General features: G+C 64.0%; 15 protein-coding genes. 5 read left to right on the forward strand and 10 right to left on the reverse strand.

The window, feature by feature from the left end; all coding sequences use genetic code 11:
* The first annotated feature begins 196 nt into the window (after nt 1-196).
* The 3 genes from ACYG9R_RS09800 (at nt 197) to ACYG9R_RS09810 (ending at nt 3,851) form a co-directional block, all read left to right on the forward strand.
* Nucleotides 197-1,159, forward strand: coding sequence for a sugar-binding protein (locus ACYG9R_RS09800; RefSeq protein ID WP_023672352.1), 963 nt, complete (start codon nt 197-199; stop codon nt 1,157-1,159).
* 122 nt (nt 1,160-1,281) lie between these two features.
* Nucleotides 1,282-2,820: a sugar ABC transporter ATP-binding protein gene (locus ACYG9R_RS09805; RefSeq protein WP_023672351.1), complete on the forward strand. Its 1,539-nt coding sequence runs from the start codon at nt 1,282-1,284 to the stop codon at nt 2,818-2,820.
* Nucleotides 2,821-2,864: 44 nt separating this feature from the next.
* Nucleotides 2,865-3,851, forward strand: a complete 987-nt coding sequence (locus tag ACYG9R_RS09810) for an ABC transporter permease (RefSeq protein ID WP_023684050.1) — start codon at nt 2,865-2,867, stop codon at nt 3,849-3,851.
* 2 nt (nt 3,852-3,853) lie between these two features.
* On the opposite strand, the gene phnN is transcribed toward ACYG9R_RS09810, so the two are convergent.
* The 9 genes from phnN to ACYG9R_RS09855 all read right to left on the reverse strand — a co-directional run bounded on the left by phnN (nt 3,854) and on the right by ACYG9R_RS09855 (nt 13,669).
* Nucleotides 3,854-4,483, reverse strand: a complete 630-nt coding sequence (phnN, locus tag ACYG9R_RS09815; RefSeq protein ID WP_023823969.1) for a phosphonate metabolism protein/1,5-bisphosphokinase (PRPP-forming) PhnN — start codon at nt 4,481-4,483, stop codon at nt 3,854-3,856.
* Nucleotides 4,480-5,634, reverse strand: a complete 1,155-nt coding sequence (locus ACYG9R_RS09820) for an alpha-D-ribose 1-methylphosphonate 5-triphosphate diphosphatase (RefSeq protein WP_023823970.1) — start codon at nt 5,632-5,634, stop codon at nt 4,480-4,482. The genes phnN and ACYG9R_RS09820 overlap by 4 nt, the downstream gene beginning before the upstream one ends.
* A 34-nt stretch (nt 5,635-5,668) precedes the next feature.
* Nucleotides 5,669-6,376: a DUF1045 domain-containing protein gene (locus ACYG9R_RS09825; protein ID WP_023744938.1), complete on the reverse strand. Its 708-nt coding sequence runs from the start codon at nt 6,374-6,376 to the stop codon at nt 5,669-5,671.
* Between the two features lie 151 nt (nt 6,377-6,527).
* The gene (iolB, locus tag ACYG9R_RS09830) at nt 6,528-7,340 is read right to left on the reverse strand and encodes a 5-deoxy-glucuronate isomerase (RefSeq protein WP_023823971.1); all 813 of its coding nucleotides are present in this window, start codon (nt 7,338-7,340) and stop codon (nt 6,528-6,530) included.
* 189 nt (nt 7,341-7,529) lie between these two features.
* Complete coding sequence (locus ACYG9R_RS09835) at nt 7,530-7,778, reverse strand: hypothetical protein (protein WP_023823972.1); 249 nt, start codon at nt 7,776-7,778, stop codon at nt 7,530-7,532.
* Nucleotides 7,779-7,787: 9 nt separating this feature from the next.
* Nucleotides 7,788-8,705 (reverse strand): myo-inosose-2 dehydratase, encoded by a 918-nt coding sequence (iolE, locus tag ACYG9R_RS09840; protein WP_023823973.1) that lies wholly within the window; start codon nt 8,703-8,705, stop codon nt 7,788-7,790.
* 146 nt (nt 8,706-8,851) lie between these two features.
* Nucleotides 8,852-10,702, reverse strand: coding sequence for a 3D-(3,5/4)-trihydroxycyclohexane-1,2-dione acylhydrolase (decyclizing) (iolD, locus tag ACYG9R_RS09845; RefSeq protein ID WP_460221820.1), 1,851 nt, complete (start codon nt 10,700-10,702; stop codon nt 8,852-8,854).
* 33 nt (nt 10,703-10,735) lie between these two features.
* Nucleotides 10,736-12,670 carry a bifunctional 5-dehydro-2-deoxygluconokinase/5-dehydro-2-deoxyphosphogluconate aldolase gene (locus ACYG9R_RS09850; protein ID WP_023823975.1) on the reverse strand — a complete coding sequence of 645 codons (1,935 nt, stop codon included), beginning with the start codon at nt 12,668-12,670 and terminating at the stop codon, nt 10,736-10,738.
* Nucleotides 12,671-12,823: 153 nt separating this feature from the next.
* Nucleotides 12,824-13,669, reverse strand: coding sequence for a MurR/RpiR family transcriptional regulator (locus ACYG9R_RS09855; protein WP_023823976.1), 846 nt, complete (start codon nt 13,667-13,669; stop codon nt 12,824-12,826).
* Between the two features lie 317 nt (nt 13,670-13,986).
* Here ACYG9R_RS09855 and ACYG9R_RS09860 point away from each other — a divergent pair, with 317 nt between their 5' ends.
* Nucleotides 13,987-15,096, forward strand: a complete 1,110-nt coding sequence (locus ACYG9R_RS09860) for a Gfo/Idh/MocA family protein (protein WP_023814498.1) — start codon at nt 13,987-13,989, stop codon at nt 15,094-15,096.
* Between the two features lie 8 nt (nt 15,097-15,104).
* Here ACYG9R_RS09860 and ACYG9R_RS09865 read toward each other — a convergent pair whose 3' ends face one another.
* Nucleotides 15,105-15,803 carry a helix-turn-helix transcriptional regulator gene (locus ACYG9R_RS09865; protein ID WP_023823977.1) on the reverse strand — a complete coding sequence of 233 codons (699 nt, stop codon included), beginning with the start codon at nt 15,801-15,803 and terminating at the stop codon, nt 15,105-15,107.
* A 126-nt stretch (nt 15,804-15,929) separates the two neighbouring features.
* Between ACYG9R_RS09865 and ACYG9R_RS09870 the strand changes: the two genes are divergently transcribed.
* Entirely contained in the window at nt 15,930-16,565 is a 636-nt protein-coding gene (locus tag ACYG9R_RS09870) for a LysE family translocator (RefSeq protein WP_023823978.1), read from the forward strand.
* The last annotated feature ends 43 nt before the right edge of the window (nt 16,566-16,608 follow it).

Consider the following 16,608-nt stretch of genomic DNA (forward strand, 5'->3'; position numbering starts at 1 on the left):
CGGACATGTGATATGTCAGACAAATCAGACTATTTACGAGCACGGGATGAGTCTCTAAAGTCCGTGATCGCGACCGACGACGCCATTCTTCAGCGCCGGGAACCCCTGAGGAGGAGGGCGTCCAAATCGCGAGCGGCAAGTCAGTGAATGCAAGATCGGTTCAGTCCGACGACTGAGCCAAAACGGGAGGTTGAACATGAAATCCTTGATACGACATGCATCCGTGGCCACCGCAGCCCTGCTGCTCGGCCTGACCGCGACAGCCATTGCGCGCGCCGACGACAAACCGACGCTGGCCTTCGTCGTCAACGGCGCTTCCGATTTCTGGAAGGCCGCCGAAGCCGGCGTCAAGAAGGCGCAGGCCGAATTGCCCGACTACAATCTCGAACTCAAATATCCCGAGCAGTCCTCGGTCGCCATCCAGCAGCGGCTGATGGACGATCTGGTGACCGCCGGCGTCAAGGGCATCATGGTCTCGGCCGTCGACCCCAAGACCTCGACCGACGGCCTGAACAAGATCGCGTCGGAAACGGCGCTGTTCACCACCGACTCCGATGCCCCGCAGACCAAGCGCGTCGCCTATATCGGCTCGTCCAATGTCGACGCCGGCAAGCAGGCGGCCGAGATCGCCAAGAAGGCGATGCCGGACGGCGGCAAATGCCTCGGCTTCGTCGGCCTGCTCGGCGCCGACAATGCCAAGGAGCGCATCCAGGGCATGAAGGACGGCCTCGCCGGCAGCAAGATCGAACTGGTGGACGTGCGCGGCGACGACATCGACCAGGCGCGCGCCAAGAAGAATGTCGAGGACGCGCTGGTCGCCAGCCCCGACATCACCTGCATGGTCGGCTTCTATTCCTACAACACGCCGCGCATCTATGAAGCGCTGCGCGACGCCGGCAAGCTCGGCTCGATCACCGTCGTCGGCTTCGATGACGATCCGATCACGTTGGGCGGCGTCAAGGAAGGCACCGTGGCGGCCACCGTCGTGCAGCAGCCCTTCGAATGGGCCTATCAGGGCATGAAGCTGATGGCCGCCTATCTCAAGGGCGACAAATCAGGCATTCCGGAAGGCGGCCTGATCATCATCCCGACCAAGATCATCGGTAAGGACGATGTCGACACCTATGCCGCCAATCTGAAGGCGATGTCCGGAAACTGAGACCACGAGCAGTTGCGCCGGCTCAGGGTTCGCCTTGAGCCGGCGATCGTGTTGACGGGTCGGCCAAGGCCCGTCAGTCTGTAGCCCACCGGCTGCTGGCAAGCCTGATCAAATATGGCGTGATGAATTATTCCGACCCATCTATCGTCGCAACCACCCCGTTCCTCGGCCTCGAGAACGTGCGCAAGACCTATCCGGGCGTGGTGGCGCTGGACGGCTTTTCCATGGAAGTCAGGCCGGGCGAGGTGATCGGCCTGGTCGGCGAAAACGGCGCCGGCAAGTCGACCTTGATGAAGATCCTCGGCGGCGTCACCAGGCCGGACAGCGGCGCCATCACCGTCGACGGCGTTGCGCATGACGGGCTCACCGTCGAAGGCAGCCTGGGGTCGGGCATCGCCTTCGTCCACCAGGAACTCAATCTGTTCGAAAACCTCGATGTTGCCGCCAATATCTTCTTCGGCCGCGAGCCGTTGCGCGGCGGGCCGCTGAGATTGGTCGACCGCGCCAAGCTGCGCGAAATGGTGGCGCCGCTGCTAAAGCGCGTCGGCGCCAATTTCTCCGCCGATACGCCGGTTGCCTCGCTGTCGCTGGCGCAGCAGCAGATGGTCGAGATCGCCAAGGCACTGTCGATCAAGGCGCGGCTGGTGATCCTCGACGAGCCGACGTCGAGCCTGCCGCTCGCCGAAACCGACAAGCTGCTCGACGTCATCAAGGCGCTGAAGGCCGATGGCATCAGCGTCATCTTCATTTCGCACCGGCTGCATGAGGTCGAGCGCGTCGCCGACCGCGTCGTGGTGCTGCGCGACGGCATGCTGGCTGGCACCTTGCCGAAGAGCGCCATCAACCACGACCAGATGGTCAAGCTGATGATCGGCCGCATGCTGAAGGAGCGCGAGAAGGCCTCCGAGGCGGCTCGGGCGCCGGGCGCCACTGCGCTCTCGGCCAAAGCCATCCGCACCCCCGCCTACCCTGCCCGGCCGGTCGACCTCGACATCAGGCGCGGTGAAATCCTCGGCCTCGCCGGCCTTGTCGGCTCCGGCCGCACCGAACTGGCGCGGGTGTTCTTCGGCATCGACAGCACGCTTGGCGGTGGGCTCGAACTCGACGGCAAGCCGCTTGTGCTGGGTTCGGCGGCCGATGCGGTCGCGCATGGCATTTTTCTGGTTCCGGAAGACCGCAAGCTGACCGGCATTTTGCTTGACCTGTCGATCGCGCAGAACATCTCGCTGCCCAACCTGCCGGCGCATGCGAAGCGTCGACTGGTGTCGGCAAGCGCCGAGACCGCCACCGCCGAGAAGCAGAAGAGCAATCTCGGCATCAAGGCGCCGTCGGTGCAGACGCGAACCGGCACGCTGTCGGGCGGCAACCAGCAGAAGGTGGTGCTGGGCAAATGGCTGGCGATGAACCCGAAGGTGATGATCCTCGATGAGCCTACGCGCGGCATCGATATCGGCGCCAAGGCCGAGATTTACGGGCTGATGCGAGCCTTGGCCGATGCCGGCGTCGCCGTGCTGATGATCTCCAGCGACATGGAAGAGGTGATCGGCGTGTCCGACCGCATCGCCGTCATGCATGAGGGCCAGATCTCGGGCATTCTCGACAAGGAACAATTCAGCCAGGAAAACGTGCTGTTGCTGGCGGTCGGCAAGCCGGCAAACTAGCGGGCTTCAGGCGATTGCCGGTCCGGCGCATTGGGGAGAAGACGATGAGCAAAAAAGATCTCGGCCTGCTGATCCTGATCCTGGTGGTCGGCGCCGTGGTGACCGCCATCAACCCGCGCTTCCTTTTACCGATCAACCTCGCCAACACCTCGAACCTGATCGGCCTGTTTGGGATCCTCGCCATCGGCCAGGCCTTCGTCATCATCACCGGCGGCATCGAATTGTCGGTGGGATCGCTGGTGGCGCTGCTCGGCACGCTGTTCATCGATTTCATCGCCGTGCGCGACATGCCATGGCCGGTGGCGCTGCCGCTGATCCTGGTGCTGGGCGGCATCATCGGGCTGGCGCATGGCTGGCTGATCACAAGGCTGAAATTGCAGCCCTTCGTGGTGACGCTGTGCGGCCTTTTGATCTATCGCGGGGTCGCCCGTTTCTATACCGCCGACGGCACCGCCGGCTTCGCCTTCGGCCAGAATTTTCCCGAGCTCGAATTCCTCACTGCGGGCCGCAGCTATGGCGTGCCCAACAGCTTCATCGCACTGATCGTCATTTCGATCGTCATGTGGGTGGTGCTGCACCGCTCGGTGTTCGGACGCTACCTCTATGCCATCGGCAAGAACGAAGAGGCGGCGAAATATTCAGGAATTCGCACCGGCCGTGTCGTCATGGCCGCCTATGTCATCTGCGGCGTGCTGACGGCGCTGTCGGCGATCTATTTCGCCATGTACACGCGCTCGATCTCGCCGGCCAGCCACGGCCAGTTCTACGAACTCTACGCCATTGCCGCCGCCGTTCTCGGCGGCTTCTCGCTGCGCGGCGGCGAAGGCTCGCTGGTCGGCGTCATCCTGGGCACCGTGCTGCTGCAGGAGTTGCAGAACCTGGTCAATCTGCTCGGCATCCCGTCCTCGCTCAACTTCGCGGTGATGGGCGGCGTGATCCTGATCGGCGTGCTGGTCGACCAGCAATGGGGCGTGTTCCGCGCAAGGCGGCTGATGCTCGATGCCAGCCGCAAGACTGTCGCGGCGGAGTAGCGCTACATCACGCCGGATATATCCGAGAAGGCCATCGCCTTGCGCAGCACCTCGACGAAGCGTTCTCCGGCGGCTTCGCGCTGGCCGCCGTTGTCGATGGAGGTGACACCGGGTCCGGACAAAGCGACATTGGCGCTGCGGGCGAGCCGAGCCAGCACTTCGCCGCGCGATTCGCGGCCGCGCTGGGCGAGACGCTCGGCGAGGATTTCCGGCGAAGCGGTGATCTCGACGACAGCCAGATTGGCATAGCGCTCCCGCAGCACCGGGATGACTGCGCGCGAGACATTGGCCACGGCGACATGGCCATTGGCTATCGACCAGTCGACATCGGCCGGGATGCCATAGCGCAGGCCGTGCGCCTCCCAGGAAATGGCGAAAGCGCCGTCGGCCTGGGCCTCGGCAAAGGCGGCGTCGGCCAGCGTGTCGTGATCCTCGCTTGCGGCGTCGCTCGGCCTGGTGATGACCCGGCGGACGAACTCCAGCCTCGTCTCGTCGGCAAACAAGGTGCGGGCATAGCCGATTACCGTATCCTTGCCGGCGCCGCTCGGGCCGACGACGGCGACAAACACGCCGTTGCGGAGCGGAAAGGCCTCGCTGCTGAGTTCGCGGTCGATCGACGCCGAGACCATCAGGCGACCCGGCGCCCTTGGCGCCAGACAGTGCGCACGACCGGCACATGGTCGTCGACCCGCACACGCACCAGATCGGCGCGGCGGCCCTGTTCGATGACGCCGCGGTCGTTGAGGCCGATCGCCTCGGCCGGATTCTTCGACACCATCGCAACCGCCTGCGGCAGGGAAATGCCCTCGACGACGTCGCCGAGGAAGAAGGCCGACTGGATCAGGCTGAAGGGAATGTAGTCGGACGACAATATGTCGAGCAGGCCGTCGCCGGCCAGCGTGCGGGCCGAGACATTGCCCGAATGCGAGGAGCCGCGCATGACGTTGGGCGCGCCCATCAGTACGCCGAGCCCGGCATCCTTCGAGGCCTTGGCGGCTTCCAGCGTGGTCGGGAATTCCGCGACGCGCACGCCCTGCTCGATCGCTTCGTCGACATGGCCCGATGTGGCGTCGTCATGGCTCGCCAGCACAATGCCCCGCTCGTTGCAGGCGGCTGATATCGCCACCCGGTTCGGTCCCGAATTCTTCGCTGATTCCGACATCCGCTTTTCGCAGAACAATTGGAAGTCGCGATCGGTCAGCTTCAGCTTGCGCTGGTAGTAATAGGCGTAGGTCTCGAGATTGACGAACTGGCGCTGTCCCGGCGCATGGTCCATCAGCGAGGCCAGTTTGACCCGCTCGTCGCCATCGAAATTGGCGAAAGCCCGCAAGCAATCCGGCGCCGAGACCTCGCAGCGCAGGTGCAGGAAATGATCGGCCCGCAATCGGTCTTTCGCGACGCTGTCCTCGATCGCATCGGCCAGCTTGCGGATATCGTCGGAGGTAAGGTCGGCGTCCTCGTCCATGCCGACGCGCAAGGCGTCGAGGACGGTGGTGATGCCGGCGGTGGCCACCTGCGCGTCATGGGCAAGGACGGCGGCGATCGGGTTCCAGCGCACTTTCGGCCGCGGCGCATAGTGGCCTTCGAGATGGTCGGTGTGCAGTTCGACCAGGCCGGGAATGATGTAGTCGCCGCCCATATCCTCGCCAGCCATGTTCCCGCCGGTGTGGCCGGTGCCGGCGTCGATGCCGGAGATAAAACCGTCGCGCAGCACGAGCGACCCTTCGACGATCTCGTCGGCAAGCACGATGCGGGCGTTGTGGAGAACAGTTTCGGCGGTCATTCAGGCAGTCCTTGCTTACTCGGACGAATTGCGGTCAGGCGGTTTTTCGGGCAGCGCGGCGGCCGAGCGCATGATGCGAAAGCACCATGAACGGAGCGCCCGGTTCGGTTTCGACGAACAGCGTCAGCGCATCCACCAGCACCGGCTGCTGCAGCACATCGGCGAACAGGCTGTCAATTGCCGCGCGCAGACGTTGGCTTTCCTGCGGCCCGGCCCGGCCGGACAGTGTCATGTGGAAGCGAAAGGTCTCAAACACATAGGGATAGCCCCACTGGCAGAGATTGCGGAACTCGGCCGGCTTCAGCGAATCCGGGCTGCGCCGCTCGATCTCGGCCTCGGTGAGCGGCGCGCGAAAACGGTCGAAGCTAAGCACGACATCATCGGCGAAACGGTTGAGCGGCGGCAGCGGGCCTTCCGGCAGCAAAGCGAAGAAACCATCGATCTGGCTGACGACCAGGCGCGGGATGGTGACCGTCGGCGTTGCTTCGGCAAAGGCGTCCAGCGCCGCGCGCAACGAGCTTTCAGTTTCGTTGGCGGCCAACCGGAAGGGCGCTTTCAGCGTCGCATGAAAACCGTAGCGCCGCGCCGATGCGGTGTGAAAGGCGACTTCGGCCGCCGACAGCTCGCCCACCGCCTCGACCGGCCTGGTGGCGGCGCCAAAGGGGTCGCGACCCAGCCAGTTGGCGGCGATCCGCGCCAGCGGCTCGTCCTGCATCGGGGTGAAATAGATGGCGTAGCGCATCGAAAATCCTCGTCAGCCCGCTGCCATAGGTGATTTCCATGACGGATTGACGAAGCTTATGCGGGTTTTCGAAGGCAAATCGACCCCGCAGGTCCTTAGCCGACGATTTTTCGCTGCTGGACCAACAGCTTCCGCCGCAAGCGAAGGCCGATCAGGCCTTCATCAGCCACTCGTGCTCGGGCGCGTTGTGGAACTTCCACGTCCGCTTCGGCCCGGCCATGACGTTAAGGTAATAGAGGTCGTAGCCGTGACAGGCCGCGCACGGATGATAGCCCTTGGGCACCAGCACGACATCGCCGTCCTCGATCGCCATCGCCTCGTCCAGTTCGCGGGCGCCCGACTTGTCGGCGTCGGTGTAGACCCGCTGGAAGGCAAAGCCCTGCGGCGGGTTGAGGCGGTGGTAATAGGTTTCCTCAAGATAGGATTCGGCAGGGAGATTGTCCTGGTCGTGCTTGTGCGGCGGGTAGCTCGATGTGTGGCCGCCGGGCGTGATGACCTCGACCACCAGCAGCGAGTCGGCGGGCTTGCCCTCGGGCAATATGTTGGTGACGTAGCGCGTGTTGGTGCCTTTGCCCCGAGTCTCCTGGCCGAGGTCGTCGGGTGCGATGACGCGAACGGGCAAGCCGCCGCCCAGGCCCGGCGCCGAGCAGACCGCGAGTTCGAGATCGGTGTCGGCGGTGACCGACCAGTCCGAACCCTCCGGGATATAGACCGACCACGGCTTGCCCTCGAAGGGCGACATGCGCTCGCCGAGCAGGCCGAGTTCCCGGCCGCCGGCCTTTGCCGTGCCCTTGCCGGTGACGAACACCAGGCAGACTTCGCGATCCTGCGTCTTGCCGGATGCGGTCTCGCCCGGCTTCAGCCGGTGCAGGTCGAAGCCGACATAGGTCCATCCGGCGCTGTTGGGCGTGACATGCGCGACGCGGCCATGGCCCTTGTCGGCTTTGACGAGCAGTTTCGACATGTTTTGTCTCCTATCGCAAGTCTTCGAGGTCGGCCTCTCAACTTCGTCATCCTAGGGCGAAGCAGGAGCGAAGCTCCGTCGCGAAGACCCTAGGATGACGAAGCGAGGGACATTCCGGCAATCACCGACGTAGGCGATACGCCAGGTGTCGAGTGTCCGACCCGCAAGCTCTTCCGAGCCGCGGCCGCTTCATTCCTTCGGTTCGGCGTCCGCCTTCGCTTCGCCGGTCTTCGGTCGATCAGGCGCAGCCTTGCTCTCCTCCACCGGCTTGTAAAGATAGAAGAACTGCCACACCGCGTAGGCAGCAAAGCCGAGCGCGATGACACCCCAGAACGGCGTGCCGGAGGCGACTTCTATTCCCGCCCAGATCACGCAGACGGCGACGACGGCAACGCGCCGCCACAGCGGCCGGAAGAACGGGTGCTCGTAATCCTTCATCGGATCGCCTCAGGCATTGGGAAAGCCTTGCGTTTCCACCGTGTAGCCGGCCGCCGTCATCACCCGCATCAGCTCCTTGTAACCCACTTGGGCCATCTTCAGCGGCGGGTTCTTCTTCGGGTCCTGCTCGGCCTCGACGACGAACCAGCCTTCATAGCCATGGTCGGCGAAGCGCTGCACGATGGCGCCGAAATCGAGCGAACCGTCGCCAGGCACCGTGAAGGCACCGAGCGCCACGGCGTCGAGAAAGGACTGCTTCGTGCGGTCGAGCCCGTCGATCACGCCCATGCGCACATCCTTCACATGGACATGGCTGATGCGCTTGTGGTGGTTGTCGATGGCGCGCAGCACATCGCCACCGGCAAAGGCGAGATGCCCTGCATCGAGCAGCAACGGAATGCCTTCGCCGGAATGGCGCATGAAGGCATCGAGCTCCGGCTCGGTCTCGACCACCGCCGCCATGTGATGGTGATAGGACAGCGGCATGCCTTGCTCTGCGCACCATTCGCCGAACTCGGTGAGGCGCCTGGCATAGGCCTTCATTTCGTCGTTCGACAATTTCGGCTTGGTGGCGAGAGGCTTGGAGCGATCACCCTGGATCGAGCGGCCGACCTCGCCATAGACGATGCAAGGCGCATTCACCGCCTTGAACAGGTCGATCATCGGCTGGATGCGATCCCTGTTCTTGCCCATATCCTCATCGACCAGCGTGCCGGAGAACCAGCCGCCGCACAGCGTCACGTCGGCCTTTTTCAGGATCGGCAGCATGATTTCGGGGTCGTTTGGGAAACGCCGGCCCATTTCCATGCCGGTGAAGCCGGCAGAGCGCGACTGGCGCAGGCACTCTTCCAGCGAGACGTCGTCGCTGAGTTCGGCAAGATCATCGTTCCACCACGCAATGGGGGACATGCCCAGTTTGGCTTTCAAGTTTTAGCTCCGGTTTCTTGTTCACCCTCCCGTTGTGGGGAGGGTCGCTGCGAAGCAGCGGGGTGGGGTGCGGCGCCAGACCCCCACCCGGACCTTCGGTCCGACCTCCCCACAAGGGGGAGGTAGGGGGCAGCGCTGACTTAGCATCAATCGCCAATAGTCTGCATCTGCCGCTTTTCGTCATAGGCCTTGCGGGCTGCGTTGACCTGCGGCCGTGCGGAGACTTCCGGCACCGCGACATCCCACCAATGGCCGCCGGCATCGGTGGAAATCAGCGGGTCGGTGTCGATGACCAGCACGGTGGTGCGGTCGTTGGTTTTCGACTTTTGCAGCGCGGTCTCCAGGCCGGTGATCGACGGCACCTTCTCGGCAATAGCGCCCATGCTGGCCGCATGCGCGGCGAAGTCGATGTCGGGCAGGATCTCGTGGCGCGCGTCCTTCAAGAGGTTGTTGAAGTTGGCGCCGCCGGTGGCCATCTGCAGCCGGTTGATGCAGCCATAACCCCTGTTGTCGAGCACCACGATGGTCAGCTTCAGGCCAAGCATCACCGACGTGGCGATTTCGGAATTCATCATGAGGTAAGAGCCGTCCCCGACCATGACGACTATCTCCTGGTCGGGCTTGGCCATCTTGGCGCCGAGCCCGCCGGCAATCTCGTAGCCCATGGTCGAGAAGCCATATTCGCCATGGTACGAGCCGGGCGCGCCTGCCTGCCAGAGCTTGTGCAACTCGCCCGGCAAACCGCCCGACGCATTCAGCAGCGTCACGCCTGAGCCCAGGGCGCGCTGCACGGCGCCGATCACCTGCGCGTCCGAAGGGAAGGCGGCGTTGGTCGACGCCGTCACCTTGCCGGCGTCAACCTGCCAGGCCTTCTTGCCGGCAGCCGAATTGTCCGTCCAAGTCGCCGGTGCTTTCCAGCTCCCCAGCGCCGCACCCAGTTCGACAAGCCCTTCGGCCGCATCGGCGACCAGCGGCAGCGCGCGGTGCTTGCCGGCGTCGAAAGGCTGGACGTTGAGCCCGATAATGGTCTTGCCGGAATTCTTGAACAGCGCCCACGAGCCGGTGGTGAAATCCTGCAGGCGCGTGCCGATGGCGAGCACGACATCGGCTTCCTCGGCCAGCCGGTTGGCGGCCGAGGTGCCGGTAACGCCGACCGCCGCCATGTTGAGCGGATGCGTGTCGGGCAGCGAGGACTTGCCGCCCTGCGTCTCGCAGACCGGAATGCCGGCGCTCTCGGCGAATTTCGCCAGTTCATCCGAAGCCTGCGAATACAGCACGCCGCCGCCGGCGATGATCAGCGGCTTCTTCGCGCCCTTCAGCGCCGCAACCGCAGCGGCAAGCTCGTTCCGGTCCGGACGCGGCCGGCGCTGGTGCCAGACGCGCTCGGCGAAAAAGCTCTCGGGATAGTCATAGGCCTCGGCCTGCACGTCCTGGCAGAGCGACAGCGTCACCGGGCCGCATTCCGCGGGATCGGTCAGCACCTGCATGGTCCGCGCCAATGCCGGGATGATCTGCTCGGGACGGGTGATGCGGTCGAAATAGCGCGACACCGGACGGAAGCAGTCATTGACCGTCGCGGTGCCGTCGGAAAAGTCCTCGGCCTGCTGCAGCACCGGATCGGGGATGCGGTTGGCGAAGACATCGCCCGGCAAAAACAGGACGGGCAACCTGTTTACGTGGGCGAGCGCCGCCGCCGTCACCATGTTGAGCGCACCGGGGCCGATCGAAGAGGTCGCGGCCATGAAGCGGCGGCGGAAATTGGCCTTGCCATAGGCGATCGCCGCATGCGCCATCGCCTGCTCATTGTGGGCGCGGAAGGTCGGCAATTCGTCGCGCTGCTGGTACAGCGCCTCGCCGATGCCGGCGACATTGCCGTGACCGAAGATCGCCCAGACACCGCCGAAGATGGGCACTCGTCTGCCGTCGATCTCGGTCATCTGCTTGCTGAGAAAGCGGGTCAGCGCCTGCGCCATCGTCAGGCGGATTGTCTTGCTCATGGTGTTTTCCTCCGCAGTCCTCTTGCCGCGCCTTTATGCTGCTTTACGGCCACGCGCGGCAAGCCACGCTTCGGTCAACTGTTCGAAGCGCGCGGCCATGTCGGCGATAGCCTCGTCATCCGTCATCTTGCCGGCCAGCCATTGTTCCGCGGCGTGGACGAAGATGGTGCGGCCGACGGCAAAGCCCTTGACGATCGGCGCCTTGGCGGTGGCGGCAAAGGCCGCTTCCAGTTCGTCCTGCGGCGCTTCGAGACCCAGCAGCACGACGCCGCGGCACCACGGATCATGCTTCAGGATCACCGCTTCGATCTTGGCCCAGGCGCCGGCCGACGCCTGCGGTTCGAGCTTCCACCAGTCCGGCTTGATGCCAAGCGCATAGAGTTCTTCCAGGGCGCGCGGGATCGTCGTGTCATCGAGCTTGCCGTGCTTGCCGGCGATGATCTCGACCAGAAGCTCCCGGCCGACCTTCCGCGCGGCTTCGAACAGCGAGCGCAGCTTCTGCTGCTGCTCTTCCTTGAGCGCTGCCGGATCGTCGGGGTGATAGAAGCACAGGCATTTGATGCAGTGGTCGACCGGCCATTCCACCAGTTGCGAGCCGATGTCCTGCGAGAACTCGAAGCGCAGCGGCCGCGAGCCCGGCAGTTCGACGGGACGGCCGAGCCAGGCAAAGGGGTGGCGGGCGAATTCGAACATCGCTTCGCGGCCATGCTTCTCGTCGATCAGCATGCCATAGCCGTCGCGGCCGGCGGCGACTTTCGCCGCGGCCTTGACCGCCAGCACCTTGAAATCGCGGATGCGCGCCGGATCGGCGCCGGTCTTTGCCGCGACGTCCTCAAGCTGCACACGGTGGTCGCAGGCGAGCGCCATCATCGAGGGGATATCGCGGCGGCGGGTCGTCGCCCAATGGATGTGGTTGATCGCCTCGTCCTTGCGCAACGCTAAGTGCTTGCTGCCGTTCTTGAGGAAGAACTGCAATTCCTCGAAGGTCGGATATTCCGGCGCGCAGAGCAGCCGCGACACGGCGAAGGCGCCGCAGGCATTGGCCCAGGTCGCCGCCGTCGCGTGGTCTTCGCCACCCAGCCAGCCGCGCAGGAAACCGGACATGAAGGCATCGCCCGCGCCCAGCACATTATAGATCTCGATCGGAAAGCCCTTGCCGACGACACCGTCTTCCAGATCGTCGCTGATCGGCCCGTCATAGACGATGCAACCCATGGCGCCGCGCTTCAAGACGATGGTCGCCGAGGACAGAGCGCGGATGGTCTTCAACGCACTCAGGCAATCGTCGGCGCCCGAGGCGATCATGATCTCTTCCTCGGTGCCGACGATGAGATCGCAATCGGGCAGCACCGTCTTCAGCTGGGCCGAGACGCGGTCGGATTTGACATAGCGCTCAAAACCTTCGGCATGGCCGGCGAGCCCCCAGAGGTTGGGGCGGTAGTCGATGTCGAACACCACCTTGCCGCCCTTGGCCTTGATGATGCGGATCGCCTTGCGCTGGGCGGCGTCGCTGTTGGGCCGGGAAAAATGCGTGCCGGTGACGACGATCGAGCGGGCCGAGGCGATGAAGGCTTCATTGATATCTTCTTCGGCGAGCGCCATGTCGGCGCAGTCGCTGCGATAAAAGATCATCGGCGAGACGCCTTCGCTCTCGACCGAAAGCAGCACCAGAGCCGTCAGCCGTTCCTTGTCGGTCTTCAGCCCGTCGACATTGACGCCTTCGCGGCTGAGCTGTTCGCGGATGAAGCGGCCCATCTGCTCGTCACCGACGCGGGTGAGCAGCGCCGAGCGCAGGCCGAGCCTGGCCGTACCGACGGAGATATTGGCCGGGCAGCCGCCGACCGATTTGGCAAAGGAGCCGATGTCCTCCAGTCGCGAGCCGATCTGCTGGCCGTAAAGGTCGACGGAAGCGCGACCGATGGTGATGACATCGAGCGTCGCCTGTTTGGCGTCCATGGCTTCGCTCATTGGAACCTCCCGTCGGTCTTGTTGTCTTGAGCAACGTAGTTGGGGGACACGCGCGAGCGGCAGCGTGGCGCCGGGAATATGAAATAATAATTCCAATCTATAGTCAATATGGAATGAGCATTCCTTCCGGGAATTCGAGCGCCCGGCGCCGGCCTAGGCTTTGCGCTTCTTGCCCGTGCTGCGCCGCTTCTCGCCGACGCCGACGGTGAGCGCCATGGCCAGCGCCATGGTGGCCGACAGCGAGCGGAAGCCGGCAAAATCGGCCTCGGCAACCTCGAACCAGACCTTGGCGAACTGCGCTAGTGGCGAAAACGAACTGTCGGTGATGGCGATGATCGGCACGCCCTGTTCGGAAATGGTGCGGGCCTCCTCGATGGTGGCCGGCGCATAGGGCGAGAAACTGATGGCAATGACGGCGTCCGCCGGGGTGGCGAAGGCGACCATCTCGGCATTGAGGCCGGCGGCGGATTCGATCAGCTGGTTGCGGATCTTCAGCTTGCCCAAGGCATAGGCAATGTAGCTCGCCACCGGGTAGGAGCGGCGCTTGGCCAGGACATAGATGGTCTCGGCCTTGGCCAGCAGCGAGATCGCGTCTTCCAGATGCGCCTCGTCCAGCGTTCGCGAAATATCGTTGAGCGAAGTGCTGGCGGCGGCGACGAAGCCGTCGAAGATGGCTCGGTGTCCAGCACCCGCATCGGCCTTGGCGCGCAGCGCCTGCAGGCGTTCGTCATAAGAGGAATTGCGCTCGCGCAGCCGCTCGCGAAACACCTGCTGCAGGCTGGTGAAGCCGTCAAAGCCTAGTTGCTGGGCAAAGCGGATCAAGGTGGACGGCTGCACGCCCGCCGAAGCGGCGATGCTGGCGGCGGTGCCGAAGGCGATGTCATCGGGATTGTCGAGCGCATAGGCGGCGATCTGGGCGATGCGCTTGGGCAAGGTTTCACGGCGATCGAGGATCGTGGCGCGCAGCGTCTCGAAGTCGCGAGGTACCCGTTCGTCCATCGTCGCCCCGTCCAAGCTCACTTAAAGCGCGTCGCGGTGAAACGGATTCGTGCGATGCGCTTTAAGTCTTTGTTTTGATGCATGCCGTTGTCCCAGAACCGCGGCACACTTCTGGGCGACATGCATTAGAGCATGATGCCGAAAAGTGTGCAGCGGTTTTCGGACGACATCATGCTCTCTTTAACTCAAGTGACGTCCTCTCTGCCCCATCATAGCGAGCCTGCGCAAGAAGGCCATAAAAAATGAGGCAGACATTCCATTCGGAGAAGAAATGGACTAATTCATCCATCGATCGCTTCAGTTATTGGGAGAAAGAAATGGTCGGCGTTGGTCTTATCGGCACGGGTTTCATGGGCAAATGCCACGCCATTGCGTGGAGCGCCGTCGGCGCCGTCTTTCCCGATGTCGCCAAGCCGAAGCTGGTCCATCTCGGCGAGGTCAACGAGGAGCTGGCCAAGCGCAAGGCCGGTGAGTTCGGCTTCGCCAAGGCGTCGGGCGACTGGCGTGCCGTCGTCAACGACCCCGAGGTCGATATCGTCTCGCTGACCACGCCCAATCAGTTCCATCCGGAGATGGCCATCGCTATTCTCGAAGCCGGCAAGCATCTGTGGTGCGAGAAGCCGATGGCGCCGAGCTTTGCCGAAGCAGCGGCGATGGCGGCCGCGGCGAAGAAGTCCGGCAAGGTCGCAGCGCTTGGCTACAACTACATACAGAGCCCGGCCATCCGCCACATCGGCGCGCTGCTCGAGGAAAAGATCATCGGCGAGGTCAACCATCTGCGCATCGAGATGGACGAGGACTTCATGGCCGACCCCGAAGCGCTGTTCTTCTGGAAGCATGAGGCCGCATCCGGCTATGGCGCGCTCGACGATTTCGCCGTGCATCCGCTGTCGCTGGTCTCGACACTGTTCGGCCGCGTCGCAAAAGTCATCTGCGACATGGCCAAGCCCTATGCCGACCGCAAGCTGGCCGGCGGCGGCCGCCGTGCGGTGGAGACCTACGACATCGCCAGCGTTTTGATGCATCTGGAAAACGGCATTGCCGGCACGCTGCTGGTCAACCGCTCGGCCTGGGGCCGCAAGGGCCGCATCGCCATACAGATTTTCGGCTCCAAGGGATCGATCCTGTTCGACCAGGAGCGGATGAACGAAATCCAGCTCTACGTCACCGCCGATCGCCCGACCGAACAGGGCTACCGCACCATATTGGTGGCGCCGCACCACAAGCCTTACGACGCCTTCCTCCCGGCGCCGGGCCATGGGCTCGGTTTCAACGACCTCAAGATCATCGAGTGCCACGAATTGCTGACGCGGCTTGCCGGCAAGCCGGCACGGGTCATCGAATTTGCCGAAGGGCTGGAGATCGAGCGCACCGTGCACGCGATGGCGAGGTCGTTCGAGGAGAAGCGCTGGGTGGATGTGCGGTAAGATCCGCTTCAGCCGCCAGCGACAGCGTTCGCCTCCCAGCCACTGACCCAGACCTGCCGCAGGCGATCGCCTTCGCCCTTGAAGCGCAGCCCGGTCGCCCGGCAATTCGCGATGCGGTCGCTGCGGAAATTGCGGATGGCCTGGCGCAATTCGCACCAGGCGACGATGTTGGCGGTCTCTGAATAGTAGATCAGCGCGATCGGACGGATCAGCCGCTCGGAGGCGCGGCAGATTTCGTCGCGATAGGACAGGTCGAGCTTTTCCTCGTCGCGGATTGCGCGGCGCACCAGCGCCAGATCGATGGTGCCGATTGCCGGTGCAGCGAACCCCCAGACATGCAGTGCGTTGGCGTCGAACGCCTGGCGCAACGGCGGCGGCACGGCGCCGGCGATCTTGGCGCTGACGCGCTTGGCCGCCTGCTTGAGCTCGCTGTCTCCCGTGCGCTCCAGCAGCGCCAGCGACAGGACGATCGCCTCCATCTCCTCGATCGAAAACATCAGCGGCGGCAGGTCGAAGCCGGGCCGCAATATATAACCGATACCGCGCCCGCCTGCGATCGGCACGCGCATTGCCTGCAGTGCGGCGATGTCGCGATAGATCGAACGCATCGTGACTTCCAGCTGCCCGGCGATCATGGCTGCCGTCACCGGCTGCCGCGCCAGCCGCAGGATCTGGATAATCTCGAACAGCCGCGACGCCTTGCGCATTTCCTCTCCCTGATGAACGCTACTGACACATCCCCGTCAGTTGGGATGATTTATTGGACTGCCTATCGGGTTGAAAATCAACAAATTCCTCCACGGCACCCCAGCAGGAAGCGACAGGCAACTGACATGAGCTACGCGGAAAATCTCTGGCTGTTCTTTATCCTGCTGTCCGGCATCATCATCGTACCCGGGATGGACATGCTGTTCGTGCTTGCCAATGCGCTCACCGGCGGCCGCGACCGGGGCCTCGCCGCCACCGGTGGCATCATGGTCGGCGGCATCGTGCACACGCTGAACGGCGCCATCGGCGTCGGCCTGCTGATGCATTTCGTACCGATCCTGTACAAGCCGCTGCTGATAGCCGGCGCCGCCTACATGGCCTTCATCGGCATCTCGCTGATGCGCAGTTCCATCACCGTCGGCCATGACGGGCCCGCCGGCAGCCGTACGGCCTGGAAGGCCTTTCGCCAGGGACTGGTGACCTGCCTGATCAACCCGAAGGCCTATCTCTTCATATTTGCCGTCTATCCGCAGTTCCTGAAGCCGGATTACGGCCCGATCTGGATGCAGGCGACGGTCATGGGCTTGCTGACGGTGGCGACTCAGGCCGCGATCTATGGCGGGCTCGCCATCACCGCCGGCCGCAGCCGCAATCTGCTGGTGGCCAATCCGCGGACGACCGCGTTTGCGGGCCGGGCGGCCGGACTGCTGCTGTTTGCGGTCTCGGTGTTCACGGCATGGGAGGGGTTGAGGGCGGCGTGATCCCGATCAAGCGATGACGCCGCGTTTCTTCGCCTCGGCGCTG

The organism is Mesorhizobium sp. RSR565B (assembly GCF_054719465.1).